The organism is Tropicibacter naphthalenivorans, assembly GCF_900176475.1.
GTDB classification, from domain to species: domain Bacteria; phylum Pseudomonadota; class Alphaproteobacteria; order Rhodobacterales; family Rhodobacteraceae; genus Tropicibacter; species Tropicibacter naphthalenivorans.
This window is the reverse complement of the sequence record NZ_FWXX01000001.1, coordinates 626,651-642,165: the sequence shown is the minus strand read 5'-3', so window position 1 is coordinate 642,165 and position 15,515 is coordinate 626,651. Positions and strand designations below refer to the sequence as shown.

The 15,515-nt window shown below is 65.5% G+C and carries 16 protein-coding genes; 12 read left to right on the top strand and 4 right to left on the bottom strand.

Features of this window, described 5'->3' with window-relative positions; all coding sequences use genetic code 11:
* Nucleotides 1-37: 37 nt before the first annotated feature.
* On the top strand, nt 38-3,430 hold the full coding sequence (locus B9A11_RS03140; protein ID WP_058245820.1) for an efflux RND transporter permease subunit: 3,393 nt from the start codon (nt 38-40) through the stop codon (nt 3,428-3,430).
* 11 nt (nt 3,431-3,441) lie between these two features.
* Here B9A11_RS03140 and B9A11_RS03135 read toward each other — a convergent pair whose 3' ends face one another.
* The gene (locus B9A11_RS03135) at nt 3,442-4,239 is read right to left on the bottom strand and encodes a protein-disulfide reductase DsbD domain-containing protein (protein WP_058245821.1); all 798 of its coding nucleotides are present in this window, start codon (nt 4,237-4,239) and stop codon (nt 3,442-3,444) included.
* A gap of 135 nt (nt 4,240-4,374) precedes the next feature.
* On the opposite strand from B9A11_RS03135, the gene B9A11_RS03130 reads away from it, so the two are divergent.
* Complete coding sequence (locus B9A11_RS03130; protein ID WP_058245822.1) at nt 4,375-4,950, top strand: YqgE/AlgH family protein; 576 nt, start codon at nt 4,375-4,377, stop codon at nt 4,948-4,950.
* 61 nt (nt 4,951-5,011) lie between these two features.
* On the opposite strand, the gene B9A11_RS03125 is transcribed toward B9A11_RS03130, so the two are convergent.
* Nucleotides 5,012-5,959 carry an L-threonylcarbamoyladenylate synthase gene (locus B9A11_RS03125; RefSeq protein WP_058245823.1) on the bottom strand — a complete coding sequence of 316 codons (948 nt, stop codon included), beginning with the start codon at nt 5,957-5,959 and terminating at the stop codon, nt 5,012-5,014.
* Nucleotides 5,960-6,073: 114 nt separating this feature from the next.
* Between B9A11_RS03125 and B9A11_RS03120 the strand changes: the two genes are divergently transcribed.
* The 5 genes from B9A11_RS03120 (at nt 6,074) to B9A11_RS03100 (ending at nt 10,403) form a co-directional block, all read left to right on the top strand.
* Nucleotides 6,074-7,771, top strand: coding sequence for an acyl-CoA dehydrogenase (locus B9A11_RS03120; RefSeq protein ID WP_058245824.1), 1,698 nt, complete (start codon nt 6,074-6,076; stop codon nt 7,769-7,771).
* Nucleotides 7,772-8,809: an MBL fold metallo-hydrolase gene (locus B9A11_RS03115; RefSeq protein WP_058245825.1), complete on the top strand. Its 1,038-nt coding sequence runs from the start codon at nt 7,772-7,774 to the stop codon at nt 8,807-8,809.
* Nucleotides 8,810-9,025: 216 nt separating this feature from the next.
* A complete protein-coding gene (locus tag B9A11_RS03110; RefSeq protein WP_058245826.1) occupies nt 9,026-9,487 on the top strand; it encodes a DUF6173 family protein in 462 nt (153 codons plus the stop codon).
* Nucleotides 9,488-9,592: 105 nt separating this feature from the next.
* Complete coding sequence (locus B9A11_RS03105; protein WP_058245827.1) at nt 9,593-9,727, top strand: aa3-type cytochrome c oxidase subunit IV; 135 nt, start codon at nt 9,593-9,595, stop codon at nt 9,725-9,727.
* Between the two features lie 37 nt (nt 9,728-9,764).
* The gene (locus tag B9A11_RS03100; protein ID WP_186009171.1) at nt 9,765-10,403 is read left to right on the top strand and encodes a hypothetical protein; all 639 of its coding nucleotides are present in this window, start codon (nt 9,765-9,767) and stop codon (nt 10,401-10,403) included.
* Here the strand turns inward: B9A11_RS03100 and B9A11_RS03095 are convergent.
* Nucleotides 10,388-10,714 (bottom strand): AzlD domain-containing protein, encoded by a 327-nt coding sequence (locus tag B9A11_RS03095; protein ID WP_058245828.1) that lies wholly within the window; start codon nt 10,712-10,714, stop codon nt 10,388-10,390. The two genes, B9A11_RS03100 and B9A11_RS03095, sit on opposite strands and share 16 nt — an antisense overlap.
* On the bottom strand, nt 10,711-11,412 hold the full coding sequence (locus tag B9A11_RS03090) for an AzlC family ABC transporter permease (RefSeq protein WP_058246398.1): 702 nt from the start codon (nt 11,410-11,412) through the stop codon (nt 10,711-10,713). Before B9A11_RS03090 ends, B9A11_RS03095 begins: the two co-directional genes overlap by 4 nt.
* A 49-nt stretch (nt 11,413-11,461) precedes the next feature.
* Here B9A11_RS03090 and B9A11_RS03085 point away from each other — a divergent pair, with 49 nt between their 5' ends.
* From B9A11_RS03085 to B9A11_RS03065, 5 genes are read left to right on the top strand one after another with little or no spacing between them, the layout of a single operon-like run.
* The gene (locus B9A11_RS03085) at nt 11,462-12,337 is read left to right on the top strand and encodes a formate dehydrogenase accessory sulfurtransferase FdhD (RefSeq protein ID WP_058245829.1); all 876 of its coding nucleotides are present in this window, start codon (nt 11,462-11,464) and stop codon (nt 12,335-12,337) included.
* Nucleotides 12,334-12,954 (top strand): molybdenum cofactor guanylyltransferase MobA, encoded by a 621-nt coding sequence (gene mobA / locus B9A11_RS03080; RefSeq protein WP_058245830.1) that lies wholly within the window; start codon nt 12,334-12,336, stop codon nt 12,952-12,954. Before B9A11_RS03085 ends, mobA begins: the two co-directional genes overlap by 4 nt.
* Nucleotides 12,951-13,448 (top strand): molybdopterin-guanine dinucleotide biosynthesis protein B, encoded by a 498-nt coding sequence (gene mobB, locus B9A11_RS03075; protein ID WP_058245831.1) that lies wholly within the window; start codon nt 12,951-12,953, stop codon nt 13,446-13,448. The genes mobA and mobB overlap by 4 nt, the downstream gene beginning before the upstream one ends.
* Nucleotides 13,445-14,269, top strand: a complete 825-nt coding sequence (locus B9A11_RS03070) for a hypothetical protein (protein ID WP_058245832.1) — start codon at nt 13,445-13,447, stop codon at nt 14,267-14,269. Before mobB ends, B9A11_RS03070 begins: the two co-directional genes overlap by 4 nt.
* On the top strand, nt 14,260-15,513 hold the full coding sequence (locus tag B9A11_RS03065; protein ID WP_058245833.1) for a molybdopterin-binding protein: 1,254 nt from the start codon (nt 14,260-14,262) through the stop codon (nt 15,511-15,513). Before B9A11_RS03070 ends, B9A11_RS03065 begins: the two co-directional genes overlap by 10 nt.
* Nucleotides 15,514-15,515: the final 2 nt, after the last annotated feature.

Genomic DNA, 15,515 nt, shown 5'->3' with positions numbered 1-15,515 from the left:
ATTTGGTCCGCGCGTGTGGCAAGGGAAGGGCTGACAGATGCGTGAAATTCCCAAGGGCGCGGGCGGGATCTTTTCCTATTTCACCCGCCACCCCACTTTGGCCAACCTGCTGCTGGTGATCCTTTTGGCCTCTGGCCTGATGGCGGCGCCGAACATGCGGGCGCAGTTCTTTCCCGATGTGATCATCGACAGCGTCAGTGTCAGCGTCGCTTGGGACGGCGCGGGGGCCGAAGACGTGGACGCCGCCATCGTGCAGGTGCTCGAACCGGCTTTGCTGGCGGTCGAGGGCGTCGAAAGCTCCGAGGCGACCTCGCGCGAGGGGCGGGCCTCCATCTCGCTCGATTTCGAGCCGGGCTGGGACATGTCGCGCGCCGCCGATGACGTGCAGACCGCCGTCGATGCCGTCACCACCCTGCCCGAAGAGGCCGAGGACCCTGAAGTCACCCGTGGCGCCTGGCGCGACCGCGTCACCGATGTCGTTGTCACCGGCCCCGTGGGTGTCGACCAGCTGGGGCGCTTTGCCGACGAGCTGATCGTGCGCCTCTTTGCCGAAGGCGTCACCCGCACCACCATCCGCGGTCTTGCCGCGCCGGAAACCGTGGTCGAGGTGCCCTCGCAGAACCTGATCGCCTATGATGTCACCATGCGCGAGATCGCCGCCGCCATCGCTGCCGAGGTCAATGCGGATCCCGCCGGGGACGTGGGCGGCTCTGGCGCGCGGGTGCGCACCGGGGTCGAAAAGCGCTCGGCCGATCAGATCGCGGGCATCGTGCTGCGGTCCAACGCCGATGGGTCAAACCTGACCGTGGGCGACGTGGCCACCATCCGCGTCGAAGGGATCGACCGCGAGCGCACCTATTTCGTCGGCCCCAACCCGGCGATCTCGATCCGCATCGACCGCACCGATCAAGGCGACGCCATCGGCATCCAGCACACCGTCGAAGAGGTCGCACGCAGCTTTGCCGCCTCTCTGCCGGACGGGGTCAGCGTCGATCTGATCCGCACCCGCGCCGAGGCCATCACGGGCCGTCTCAACATCCTGCTGGACAACGCCGCCAGCGGCCTTGCGCTGGTGATCGTGCTGTTGTTCCTGTTCCTGAACACCCGCACCGCGTTCTGGGTGGCCATGGGCATTCCCACCGCCATGCTGTCGGCGATTGCGTTGATGTATGTCTTTGGCCTGACCATCAACATGATCTCGCTGTTCGCGCTGATCATCACGCTGGGGATCGTGGTGGACGATGCCATCGTCATCGGTGAGCATTCCGACCACCTGGCCCGCCAAGGCCGTCGCCCCTACAGCGCCGCCGAGACCGCCGCCAAGCGTATGGCCCTGCCGGTATTCTCTGCCACGCTCACCACCGTGATCGCCTTTTTCGGGCTGACGGTGATCTCGGGGCGGTTTGGCGATCTGATCGCGGACATCCCCTTTACCGTGATCGTCGTTTTGCTGGCGAGCCTTGTGGAGTGTTTCTTTATTCTGCCGCACCACATGGCGCAGGCGCTGAAACATGCGGACCGGACGCATTGGTACGATCTGCCCTCGCGCCTTGTGAACCGGGGGTTCCGCTGGGGGCGTGACACGCTGTTCCGCCCGCTGATGCGTCTGGTGGTGACCCTGCGCTACGCGGTTCTGGCGGGGGCGGTGGTCTTGTTGGCGAGCCAAGTGGCGTTGCTGATCAAGGGCGACGTGCAATGGCGGTTCTTCAACTCGCCCGAGCAGACCTCTGTCACCGGCAACTTTGCCATGGCTCCCGGCGCGACGCGCGCCGAGACGCTGGAACAGATGCGCATGTTCCAACAGGCGACCGAAGAGATGGGCCGCGAATACGAGGAACGCTATGGCACCAACCCCTTGGCCTATGTCATGGCCGAGATTGGCGGCAACGCGGGGCGCGGTTTGGCCGGGACCGACACAAAGGACGCCGACCAGCTTGGGGGGATTTCCATCGAGTTGATCGCGGCGGACGACCGGCCCTATTCCTCTTATGCCTTTGTCGGAGAGCTTCAGGACCGCGTGCCGCAGCACCCGATGGTGGAAACCATTTCCTTCCGCTCTTGGCGGTCGGGGCCGGGGGGCGATGCCTTGGACGTGCAGTTCTACGGGGCCAGCGCCGCCGTGCTCAAACGGGCCTCCGAGGATCTCAAGACCGCCATGGCGCGTTTCCCCGAGGTGTCCGCCGTCGAGGATAACCTCGCCTACGACAAGGAAGAGTTGATCCTGGAGCTGACGCCGCAGGGGCAGGCTTTGGGCTTTGACATTGACGGGCTGGGCAGCGTCCTGCGCGCGCGTCTGGGCGGGGTCGAGGCGGCGACCTATCCTGTCGGCCCACGCTCGGCGGCGATCCGGGTGGAACTGCCCGAAGGCGAGCTGACCGCTGATTTCCTAGAGCGCACCCAGATGCGCACCCCGAATGGCGCCTACGTCCAGCTGGCCGACATCGTCAGCGTGGAACGCCGCACCGGGTTCAGCACCGTCCGGCGCGAGAATGGCATCCGTTTGATTTCCGTCACCGGCGACATCTCCGAAGACGATCCGGCCCGCGCCACCGAGATCATGCAGGCCTTGGAACAAGAGATCCTGCCCGACATCGCCTCGGAGCGGCAGGTGGATTACCGCATGTCCGGCCTTTCCGAGCAGGAAAACGATTTCCTCAACGATGCGCGCAACGGGCTGATCCTTGTCCTGCTGGGGATTTACCTTGTGCTGGCGTGGGTCTTTGCCAGCTGGACGCGGCCCCTGGTGGTGATGGCGATCATTCCCTTTGGGCTGGTCGGGACGATCTATGGCCACGCGCAGTGGGACGTGCCCATGAGCATGTTCACCGTGGTGGGCCTGCTGGGGATGACGGGGATTATCATCAACGATTCCATCGTCTTGGTGACGCAGATCGACGAGTTCGCCGCGGACCGGGGTTTGGTCCCCTCGATCGTCGATGGCGCGGCGGACCGTCTGCGCGCGGTGTTCCTGACCACGGCGACCACCGTTTTGGGCCTTGCGCCGCTGCTGTATGAACGCTCTGCGGATGCGCAGTTCCTGAAGCCGACGGTGATCACGCTGGTCTACGGCCTTGGCTTTGGGATGCTGCTGGTGCTGCTGGTGGTGCCTGCCCTCGTGGCGATCCAGCACGACGTGCATGTGCAGGTCGCGGCGCTGAAACGGGGCGTCACCTTCCGGCTGGGCGCGGTGCGTGTGGCCTTGGGCGGGGCGCTGCTGGTGGTGCTGGGGTGGCTCGGCGCGACCATGGGGCATGTGGCCGTGACCGGCGCGCTGCCGCAGGCGCTGCAACCGCTGGCCTGGGCCGGGGCAAACCCGCTGAGCGTCGCCTTTGCGCTGTTCATTGCGGGGGCGGCGGCGCTGTCGCTGGCGGTGTACGTGCTGGCGGGGGTGGTGTTCGCGGTAGCGCGCAGGGGCGCGCGGGCGGCATAGGGCCGAATACCTCAGCCCGTGCAGCCGTGAATATCCAGCGGTATTTCGCCCCCCAGAACGGTGATCCGCAGGCCCGAGCGGTCCAGCGCAAACACCTGCGAGGACATGTGCGACACCCGCGCCTCGGCGATCAGGGTGCCGCCTTGCCAAGAGGTCTTGGGCTCGGTGATCCAGATCTCGGGGTCCTTGGATTCGATCACCGTCTCTTCGCGGCCCGTCCCCTGCGGCATAGAGATTTCCACGCGCAACCCCATGCCGCTGGGCGCGGCGGAGATCTTGCAAGCGACCTTGGTCACCTCGGCGTCCTCGGGGCCAAAGGGCAGGCTGGCCAGCGCGGCGGCGATCACCGGGTCGGGCTTGCGCGTGCCCGCATCAAGCACAGTCTCGACCCGCACGCGGTGCGGCAGGCAGACGTCCTTGCAGATGCCGATGTCGATCACGCCTTTCAGCCGGTTGTCCTTGGCGTCATTTCGCAGGGAAATCCGCAGCGGCAGGACCATCTCGCCCTCATAGCCGACAGAGCGCATCCCGCTTTTCCAGAACACCTGCGGCGCGGGCCATTCCACCTGGATCGCCTGCACATTGCGCGCCCCGCGCCAGTCAAACGTCGGCGGGATGCCCGCATCGCCGGGGGCGCGCCAGTAGGTCTTCCACCCCGGCGCGAGGGTCAGGTGCAGCGCGGCCATGTGGTCGCCATTGGGCAGACGCCAACCGGGGCGCAGCTCGGCGCGGACGATGTTGTCATAGGACCCGGCGGTCGAGGCAACGGGCAGCAAAAGAGCAAAGAGTAGGGCAATGAGGCGTATCATACCCCATCAATTGCCGCGATTCCGTTGAAATGAAAAGTCACGTTCCGGCGATGGAAACGCCTTGGGCGTGTGATGCCGCCCTTGCGTCACCCCGCTGGCAAGGCCATGTTGGGGGGAAAGAACCGAGGAAGAGCGATGACCCAGCCCACAGGCACCACCAATCTGACCGGCCATATGTTGATTGCCATGCCGGGCATGGGCGATCCGCGGTTCGAGCATTCGGTGGTGTTCATGTGTGACCACTCGGACGAAGGCGCGATGGGCCTGATCATCAACAAACCCTCCGAAGAGATCGACATGCCGACGCTGCTTTCTCAGCTGTCGATTGACATGGTCGCGGACCTGTCCGGCCATCAGGCGCATTTTGGCGGGCCGGTGGAAATGGGGCGGGGCTTTGTCTTGCACTCGCCCGATTATGCCAGCGCGGTGACGACGCTGGAGGTCACGGACGAGCTGCACATGACTGCGACTTTGGACGTGCTAGAGGACCTCGGGGCCGGGACCGGGCCGGACAAGTGGCTGATGATGCTGGGCTATGCTGGGTGGGGCGCGGGCCAGCTGGAACAAGAGATCACCCAGAACGGCTGGCTGGTCTGCGACGGCGCGCCCGAGTTGGTGTTCGACGTCAAGGACACGGACAAGTGGCAGGCGGCGCTGGAAACACTGGGGGTTTCGGCGTTGGCGTTGTCCGCCATGGGCGGCACAGCCTAAAATGTCCGCCATGGGCGGCACGGCTTAACTGACGGCGATGGGCGGCACAGCCTAAAGGCGTTTAGCGGTCGGCGGCGGCGCGGCTCAGGCGGTCGTTGATCGCCACCCCCAGCCCGATATGCGGGATCGGCGAGATGGCAATCACCGGCGCGCCCGTGGCATCCAGCCGGTGCAGGAACTCAAAGAGGTTCGCGGCGGCTTCGACCAAGTCTTCGGCCTTCGACAGGTTCAGATCACAGTCGATGTCGCCAAAGCCCAGACGCGCTTCGCCGTCCTCAAACTCGGCGGCGTTCAGCCGCACCCGCGCGCGCGGCGCATAGTGCGAGCGGATCTGACCGGGGGCGGAAATCTTGTCGGTGGCGCGGCGTTCCGACACGCGCGTGCCCAAGGTTTCGTTCAACTGTTCCAAAGTGATCCCGCCGGGGCGCAGCAAGGTCGGCGTCCCCGCCAGCCCAAGGATCGTCGATTCGACACCCACGGTGCAGGGGCCCCCGTCGACCACCGCTTCGATCCGGCCCGACAGGTCGTCCACGACATGGCCCGCCCGCGTCGGGCTGATCTGCCCCGAGGTGTTCGCCGAAGGCGCGGCCACCGGCCCGCCAAAGGCCCGTAGCAAGCGCTGCGCCGTGTCCCCCGCCGGGATGCGCACCGCCAGCGTGTCCAGCCCCGCCGTTACCAGCCGCGAGATCATCGTATCGACCCGCAGCGGCAGCACCATGGTCAAGGGACCGGGCCAAAAGGCTTCGGCGGCGGCTTGCGCCAGATGGTTCCATTTGACCAGTGCCTTGACGTCCTCCAGATCGGCGCAATGCACGATCAGCGGGTTGAAGGACGGCCGCCCCTTGGCCTCGTAAATCCGGGCAACGGCGCGGTCGTTGGTCGCATCTGCGCCCAGCCCGTAGACAGTTTCGGTGGGAAAGGCGACAAGCCCCCCGTCGCGCAGGGTTTCGGCAGCGCGGCGCAGGCCGTCATCGGTGTTGGGCAGTGTTTTGGTCTCGACCACGCAGATATGCCCCCGTGACGCGGCGTTTCAGTTGAAGGCGGGCGGTTGCCCGATACCCTAGCGTTACAAACGCTGTAGCTAGTACAGTGGTTCCGCTTTGCCAAGACGGGAGGAAATTTGATGCCATTTCGCGCACCCTTGGACGAGTATCGTCTGCTGCTTAACCACGTTGTCGACTACGGTCAGGTCTGCGGCACCGACCGCTTTGCCGAGGCCACCATGGACACGGTCGAGGCCGTCCTGACCGAGGCCGGCAAGATGTGCGAAGAGGTGATCGCACCGCTCAACCGCAACGGCGATCTGGACCCGGCGGTGCTGGAGAATGGCAAGGTGCGCACGTCCAAGGGCTTTGCCGAGGGCTATCAGGCCATTGCCGACGGCGGCTGGATTTCCATGGCGGCGGACCCGGAATACGGCGGCATGGGCCTGCCGATGACGGTGACGACGACGGTGAACGACATGCTCGCGGCGTCCAACCTTGCGCTGCAACTGAACCCGCTGATGACCCAAGGCCAGATCGAGGCGCTGGAGCATCACGCAAGCGATGAGCTGAAAGCGCTCTACCTGCCCAAGCTGACCACCGGCGAATGGGCCGGGACCATGAACCTGACCGAACCGCAGGCCGGGTCGGACGTGGGCGCCCTGTCGTCCAAGGCAGAGCGCAACGATGATGGCACCTATGCGATCACCGGGCAGAAGATCTACATCACTTGGGGCGATAACGACTTTACCGAAAACGTCTGTCACCTCGTTCTGGCGCGCCTGCCCGATGGCGTGCCGGGGACCAAGGGGATCAGCCTCTTCCTTGTGCCGCGCAACATCCCCGATGCTGACGGCAACCCCGGCGTGGCCAACAGCCTCAAGGTTGTGAGCCTCGAACATAAGCTGGGCCTGCACGGCTCGCCCACCGCGGTGATGCAGTACGACGGCGCAAAGGGCTGGCTGATCGGCAAGGAACATGACGGGATGCGCGCCATGTTCACCATGATGAACAACGCCCGCCTTGGCGTCGGCGTCCAAGGGATCGGCATCGCCGAGGGCGCGTATCAGCACGCGCTGGCCTATGCCAACGAGCGCAAGCAGGGCAAAACCCCCGAAGGCACCATCATCGGCCACGCCGACGTGCGCCGGATGCTGGCCACCATGAAGGCCCAGACCTTTGCCGCCCGCGCCATTGCCTTGGCCCAAGCCGTGGCGATCGACATGGGCAACGCCACCGGGGATGCGGAATGGAAAGCCCGCGCGGCCTTTTTGACCCCGATCACCAAGGCGTTCGGCACCGATACCGGCGTCGAAGTGGCCAACATGGGCATTCAGGTCCACGGCGGCATGGGCTTTGTCGAGGAAACCGGCGCGGCGCAATACGCCCGCGACGTGCGCGTGACCACCATCTACGAAGGCACCAACGGCATTCAGGCCATGGACCTCGTGGGGCGCAAGCTGATGGACGGCGGCGAGGCGGCCTATCGCCTGCTGGACGAAATCGAAGCCTTTGCCGAAACCGCCAAGGGCGACCTGCCCGATCTGGCCGAGCCGCTGTGGCAGGCAACGGAAACCCTGCGCGAGACCACCGAAGCGTTGGTGGCTATGACCGACATGCAGGATCGTTTCGCCGGGGCGGTGCCGTTCCTGCGCGGCTTCGCCTTGGTGCTGGGCGGGTACTACCACCTGCGCGCGGCGCTGGCCGACGAAAAGGCCGCCAAGCTGGCGCGGTTCTACATCGCGCGTCTGCTGCCCGACCACGCCGGCCAACTGGCCCACGCCCGCGAAGGCGCGGCGGATCTCATGGCGCTGACGCCCGACGATCTGGCGGTCTGAATGGACGGCAGCGGCGAGGTCATCCGGTATCCCTTTCCCGACGCGCCCAGCGGCGTCGAGGCCATCGAAGTGGCCGAAGGGGTGCTCTGGCTGCGTCAGCCGCTGCCGCTCAAGCTCGACCACGTGAACATTTACGTCCTTGATGAAGGCGACAGCTGGACCGTGGTCGACACCGGCTTTGACACCCGCCGCGCGCGCGAGCTGTGGCAGGCTTGGCTGGCAGGCCCCCTCAGCGGCAAACCCGTGGGGCGGGTCATCGTCACTCACCACCACCCCGACCACATCGGTCTTGCCGGCTGGTTCCAGGAGCAGGGCGCCGAGCTGGTCACCACTCGCACCGCGTGGTTGCTGGCGCGGATGCTGACCTTGGATGTCGAGGCGACGCCCAAGCCCGAAACCATCGCCTATTGGAAAAGCTGCGGCATGGCCCCCGAAGTGCTGGAAAAGCGCCTGACCGAGCGGCCCTTCAACTTTGCCGACACCGTCGCGCCGCTGCCGCTGGGCTTTACCCGCATCCAGCAAGGCGACACGCTTACCGCCGCGGGCCGCACGTGGGACATCCACATCGGCAACGGCCACGCCCCCGAACACGCGACCTTCTGGAGCCGCGACGACAATCTCGTGCTGTCGGGCGATCAAATCCTGCCCTCGATCAGCTCGAACTTGGGCGTCTACCCGACCGAGCCGCAGGCCGATCCCGTCGGTGAATGGTTCGAAGCCTGCACCCGCCTGCAAACCCTCGCCCGCGCGGATCACCTCGTTCTGGGCGGACACAAGCTGCCGTTCACCGGGCTGCCCGCCCGGATGCGCCAGTTTACCGACAACCACCACCACGCGCTGGACCGCCTGGCGGAGCATCTGAAAACCCCGCAAACCGCCGCCGACTGTTTTGCAACGCTGTTCAAACGCCGCATCGGTGAGGCGGAATACGGTCTCGCGCTGGTCGAAGCCATGGCCCACTGCCTGCACCTGTGGCACGAAGGCCGCGCCACCCGCACCCTGCGCTCGGACGGTGCCTGGCTTTGGCATTGCGCCTAGACCACTTCGCCGGGTAGGGGCCTTGCCCCTCTGGCCTTCGGCCATTCACCCCAGGATATTTGCCAAAGAGAAGAAACACAAAGCCCCGCGCCCCGTCTTCTTCTCTTTTAAAATATCCCGGGGGAGGCCGAAGGCCGGGGGCAGCGCCCCCAACCCGGTCGCCCAAAGGGCGAAACCTGACTGGCCGAACCGCCCCCTTCGCGCTAGCTTGCAAGCATGGACACAACCATCGCCACCACCGCCGAAGCCCATGAATCCGACGCTCTCCCGCGTAGGGTCGACGTGCACACCGAGGCCGCCGAGCCGCGGCCTAACGACACGCTCCCGCAGGCGGTCACGCAAAAACCGCTCAAGGACAAAAGCCCTGCCGAGTGGGCCTATGAGCGGCTGATCCTTTATATCCAGAATTTCGAGGAAACCTTGGATGAGGAACACGAGCTTGCCATGGCCTTTGCGGGCAGTGACGCGGGCGTGCTGCGGATTGAGGGCTTGGGCTTTTTTGACCCGGATATGGTGACCTTTTATGGCAGTGGCGATGACAGCCAGCGGACCCAGCTGATCCAACACGTCAGCCAGCTGAATGTGATTCTCAAGGCCGTCCCGATCCAACGGGCCGAGGAGGCTCCGCGCCGCATCGGCTTTCGTCTGGCCAGCAAATTGCAGGTCGATCCGGCCTGAACCCGCTACAACCCGCGACATTTACGCCGCAATGGCCCCGTGACAGGGGCGATCAAATGCGATATTTCCAACTCGAAACGCGCATAATTTCACAGGACCAGATCAATGGCTGAACACAAGCACGGCTCCATGGACATCACCGTTCAGGAAAAGACCTTCGAAGGTTTCATCAAGTTCTCGACCCGCGTTGCAATCGCCTGCATCGCGATCGCGGTTTTCCTGGCTGTGTTCAACTCCTGATCGGACCAGTCGCACTCATATCGGTGGGGGTAGAGTGATGGGCTTTCGGTCCTATGTTATGGCTGCGTGTGCGGCCTTGTCTTTGGCGGGCTGCGCGGGCGGGTCGGGCTCTGGCCCCAACGCCACGCCCGAGGAAGCTGCTGCGGCCGCCTATCGGGCCGGGGCGCCTTATACGCTGACGCTCTACACCATGGTGAACAACCGCACCGACAATGGCGCGCACACCTCTTTGATGGTGAACGCGCCGTCGCAGCGGGTTGTCTTTGATCCGGCGGGGTCGGTGCGCTTTTCCAGCGTGCCCGAAGTGAATGACGTGCTTTACGGCATCACCCCGCAGGTCAAGCAGATGTACGAATCCGCGCACGCGCGCGAAACGTACCGGGTGCGTATCCAAGAGGTGAAGGTCTCTGCCGAGGTCGCCGAGCAGGCGTTGAACCTCGTGCGGTCTTATGGCCAGGTGCCGCCGACCCAGTGCACGCAGTCGACGTCGACCGTGCTGGGCCAGCTTCCCGGTTTCGAAAGCATCAAGACGGTTTGGTATCCGAACCAGCTGTCCAAGGCCTTTGCCCAGATCCCCGGCGTGCAAACCCGCGTCCTGCGCGAGAATGACAGCGACGACAAAGACCTCGCCATTATGCAGATGGAAGGCGCGATTCGCGCTCAGAACGGCCAGTAAGCGGCCCCGATCATGACTGCGGCGCCGGTTCCCATTGCGCCGTAGATGCTCTTGGTCACGTAACCTACGATGAAGGCCGCCGCCGCCGCGATCAGTCGCGTTGGGTCCGGTTGCCCGCCCGTGGCGGAGGGCCACAGCACCAGCGGTGCGACCAGCGCGGGCAGGACGGCCACCGCCGTATAGCGCAGGTGCCGCAGCACCCATTCGGGCATCGCCCGGTCCCCCACCAGACCAAGGAACAGGAAGCGTAGGCCAAAGGACCCCGCGCCGAGGCCAAAGATGATCAGCCAGATCGGGTAATCGCCCATCATCGCTGCGTCCTCCGTTCCACTTCCGCGCCGACAACCATCCCGGCCAACGCCGCCACGATCAGCCCAAGGTTCCACGGCAACCACGCGCAGCCCAAGGCCGCCAGCGTCGCGGTCAGGGCTGCCGCCCGATGCGCGCCTGTCCGCAAAGCAGGCGCGATCATCGCGATAAATGCGATGGGCAGCGCAAAATCCAATCCCAGCTCTGCCGGGATCGCCTCGCCCACATAGGCGCCCAGCAGCGTGAACACATACCAAGGCGGGCAGATCGGCATAGCGATCCCCATGAAATAGCTGAACTTTTCCGCAAGGCCCATATCGGGGCGCTTTTCATATTCCAAGGCCGCCCCGGCATAGGTCTGATCCACGAGGAAATAGGCGACAAAGGCGCGCTTCCACAGCGGCAGCGGCCCAAGGTGCGGCGTGATCGAGGCCGAGTACATCGCCATCCGTAGATTCACCGCCAAGGCTGACACCAGCACCACGACCACCGGGGTGTTCTCGGACATCAGCTGGATCGCGGTGAACTGCGCCGCTCCGGCGATCACCACCACCGAAAACCCCAGCGTTTCAAACACGTTAAGACCCGCTTCGGTGGCGATCACCCCGAACAGCGTGCCAAAGGGCGCGATGACCATCAAAAACGGGATGCCGTCGCGGACCCCGCGCCAAAAGCTTGACATCACTTGCGCACGCGCCATGACTTGGACCTCATTCATTCCCCTTCGGCCTAGCCGCAACACAAGGCAGATGCAATTGCCCGACACAAACTACATCATCGCGCCGGACCCGACGTTGCGGCGTTTGACGCGCCCGGTTCAGGGTTTTGACCACACCGGCGCGGCTGTCGAGATTTCGGTGGTCGAGGAGCGCCCGCTGACGATCTACCTGAACCGTCAGGAAATCGTGACCGCCATGACCATTGGCGACTATCCCGAATACTTGGCGATCGGGTTCCTGCGCAATCAGGGGATGCTGGCCGACGACGAGGTCATCACCGCCGTTGACTACGACGAAGAGCTGGAGGTCGTGGTGGTGCGCACCGCCTCGCAGACGACCTTTGAGGAAAAGGTGCAGAAAAAGACGCGCACCAGTGGCTGCGCCGTGGGCACGGTCTTTGGCGACATGATGGAGGGGCTCGATCAGGTGGTCCTGCCGCAGGCCGAGCTGCGGACCTCGTGGCTGTATGCGCTCGCGCATAAGATCAACACGACCCCGTCGCTGTACCTCGAAGCCGGGGCGATCCACGGCACGGTGCTGTGCCAGGGCGACCGCCCGCTGGTCTACATGGAGGACGTGGGCCGCCACAACGCTGTCGACAAGATCGCCGGGTGGATGTTCCGCGAAGGCATCCCGGCCCATGACAAGATCCTTTATACCACCGGGCGGCTGACCTCTGAGATGGTGATCAAATGCGCGCTGATGGGCATCCCGGTGCTGGCGTCGCGGTCCGGGTTCACCGCGTGGGGCGTGGAGATCGCGCGGCAAGTGGGCTTGACCTGCGTCGGGCGGATGCGCGGCAAACGCTTTGTCTGCCTGAGCGGAGAGGATCGCCTCGTGCGCGACATCGACCCGGACAGCGTGCCGGATGAGGCGCGCAAGTCGGGCCGGAAGGGCGGCAAATGATGCCGCTGGGTGTGATCCTCGCGGGCGGGCAGGCGACGCGGATGGGCGGCGGCGACAAGGGGCTGTTGCCCTTGGGCGGCGCGCGGGTGATTGACCACGTTCTGGACCGGTTGCGCCCGCAGGTTGGTGCTATGTGCCTGAACGCAAACGGCGATCCGGCGCGGTTCGATCTGGGCCTGCCGGTGGTGCCTGACAGCATCGCCGACTATCCCGGCCCGCTGGCAGGCGTCCTTGCGGGCATGGACTGGGCCGCAACCCAAGGCGCAGAGGCCATCGTCACCGTCGCCGCCGACACGCCGTTCTTTCCGCGCGATCTGGTGGCCACTCTGGTCGCCGCCTCCGCCGGGCAGACGCACCCCTTGGTGCTCGCGGCGCAAAAGGGCGACGCGCAGACCCGATCAAAGTCCAAATCCGGGCTGATCCGCCACCCGACCTTTGGCCTTTGGCCCGTGGCGCTGCGCGACGATTTGCGCGCGGCCCTAGATCAGGGGTTGCGCAAGGTGGTGCTCTGGACCGAAAAGCACGGCGGACGCGAGGCGATTTTCCCCGCCGCGCAGGATCCGTTTTTCAACATCAATACGCCCGAAGACCTGATCCGGGCCGAGGAGCGCGCATGAACGTCTATGGGGTCACCGGCTGGAAGAACGCAGGCAAAACCGGCCTGATGGAGCGTTTGGTCACCGAGATCACCGGGCGCGGCCTGACCGTCAGCACGATCAAACACGCGCACCACAGCTTTGACGTGGACCATCCGGGCAAGGATTCCTACCGCCACCGGCAGGCGGGCGCCTCCGAGGTGATCCTTGCCTCGCGCAAGCGCGTCGCCCAGATGACAGAGCTGCGCGGCGATGAGGAGCCGGCCTTAGCCGACCTCTTGGCGCGGCTGTCTCCGGTCGATCTGGTGCTGGTCGAGGGCTACAAGCGCGACCGCCACCCCAAGGTCGAAGCCTTTCGCCAAGAGACCGGCAACCCCTTGATCGCGCAAGACGATGAGACGATCCGCGCGGTCGCCGCCGATGTGGCCTTGGAAATAGAGGACGGTCGTCCGGTGTTCGATCTGAACGACACAAAGGCGATTGCCGACTTTATCCTGGCCGAGCTGGGGCTGTGAGCCCGTTTGATCGCTTTGTGATGGTGGATTGGTCCGGCGGCAACGACACCGGCCCGCGCCCGCGCAAGGATGCGATCTGGATCTGTGCGTCTGACGGCGCGCCTCGGTACTTGCGGAACCGGGTGCAGGCCGAAGCGGCCTTGGCCGAGGAGATCGACAGCGCCTTGATCGCGGGCCAGCGTCTGCTGATCGGCTTTGATTTTCCCTTTGCCTATCCGGCGGGCTTTGCGGCGGCTCTGACCGGCTCGAACGATCCTCTGGGGGTCTGGGCATGGCTCGCCGCGCGGATCGAGGACGCCCCCAAGGCCAACAACCGTTTTGACGTGGCGGCCGAGCTGAACACCGGCAACGGCCCGTTCTGGGGCAACGGTTTGGCCCGCGACATCCCCGGCTTGCCGCGCACCAAAGCGGGTTACAGCAACCCGTTCCCCGAGAAACGCGCCTGCGAGGCCCGCGCCAAGGGCAGCTTCACCTGCTGGCAGTTGGCGGGCGCAGGCTCGGTCGGATCGCAGGTCTTGATGGGGCTGCCGGTGCTTGAACGCTTGCGGAACAGGTTCGCCGGACAGGTCGCCGTCTGGCCGTTCCAACCGCTGGACGCCCCGGTGGCTTTCGTGGAAATCTGGCCGGGATTGGTAAATAAAGCGGTGCGCGCCGCCTGCGGGCCGGACGACATCCGCGACGCGGTGCAGGTGCGGCTGGTCGCCAAGGCCTTGGCGGGGTTGGCCCCGGACCGTTTGGCTGAAATGCTGGCCGTGGACGCCCCGGTCGAGGGCTGGATTTTGGGGCTGGGGCACGAACAGGAGTTGATGGCATGTCTTTGAAACCGCCACCGTTAAAGGACGATTGCTTTGCCCTGCCGCCCGGCGTCGATTGGACCCCGGTGGATGAGGCCTTGGCCATGTTGCGGGGCCGCTTGCGCCCGGTGGTCTCCTCCGAAGAGGTGCCGTTGATGCAAGGTGCGGGCCGCGTTTTGGCGCGCGATGTGATGGCCTTGCGGTCGAACCCGCCGCAGCCCAACACGGCGGTGGATGGCTATGGGTTTGCCGCTAGCGCCTTGCCCGAGGGCGACGCGGTCTTGCCTTTGGTCCAAGGGCGCGCGGCGGCGGGGGTGCCTTTCGATGGCGTGGTGCCAGAGGGGTACGCCGTGCGCGTTCTAACCGGCGCGGCCCTGCCCGAGGGCGTCGACACCGTGGTGCTGGACGAAGACTGCGCAGTGAACGCGACCCACGTGGCCTTTCGCGGCGGCGTTAAGCCGGGGGCCAATACCCGCCGCGCGGGCGAGGACGTGGCGGCGGGCGAGGTGGCCTTGGCAAAGGGCCGGGTGCTGACGCCGGCGGATTTGGCCTTGGCCTCGGCGGTGGGGCATGGGGCTTTGCCGGTGTATCGGCGGCTGCGGGTAGGCGTCTTGTCCACCGGCGATGAGATCGTCGCGCCGGGGGGCGAGGCCGGAGCGGGGCAGATTTTCGACGCCAACCGTCCCATGTTGCTGGGCGTGCTGGAGCGGATGGGGTTCGAAGCCGTCGATCTGGGGCAGGTGGCCGACGACCGCGCCGCCCTGCGCGCCTGTCTGGACGGGGCCGGAACGGATGTGGTGCTGACCTCCGGCGGGGCGTCGGCAGGGGACGAAGACCACGTCTCGGCCTTGCTCCGCGAGGCGGGGGCGATGGCCGAATGGCGGATCGCGTTGAAACCGGGGCGACCGCTCGCGTTAGGGATGTGGGACGGGATGCCGGTGTTTGGCCTTCCGGGAAACCCGGTGGCGGCGCTGGTCTGCACCCTGATTTTCGCGCGCCCGGCGCTGAGCCTGATGGCCGGGGCTGGCTGGGTTGAGCCTCAGGGGTTCGACGTGCCCGCGGCGTTTTCCAAGCGCAAGAAACCGGGGCGGCGCGAATACCTGCGGGCGCGGATGCGGGACGGACGGGCCGAGGTGTTCAAGTCCGAAGGCTCGGGACGCATCTCGGGGCTGAGTTGGGCCGAAGGGCTGGTCGAAATTGGCGATGGCGCCCAAGAAATTGCGCCCGGCGACACCGTCCGATTTATCCCCTACGGCAGTTTTGGCCTGTAACC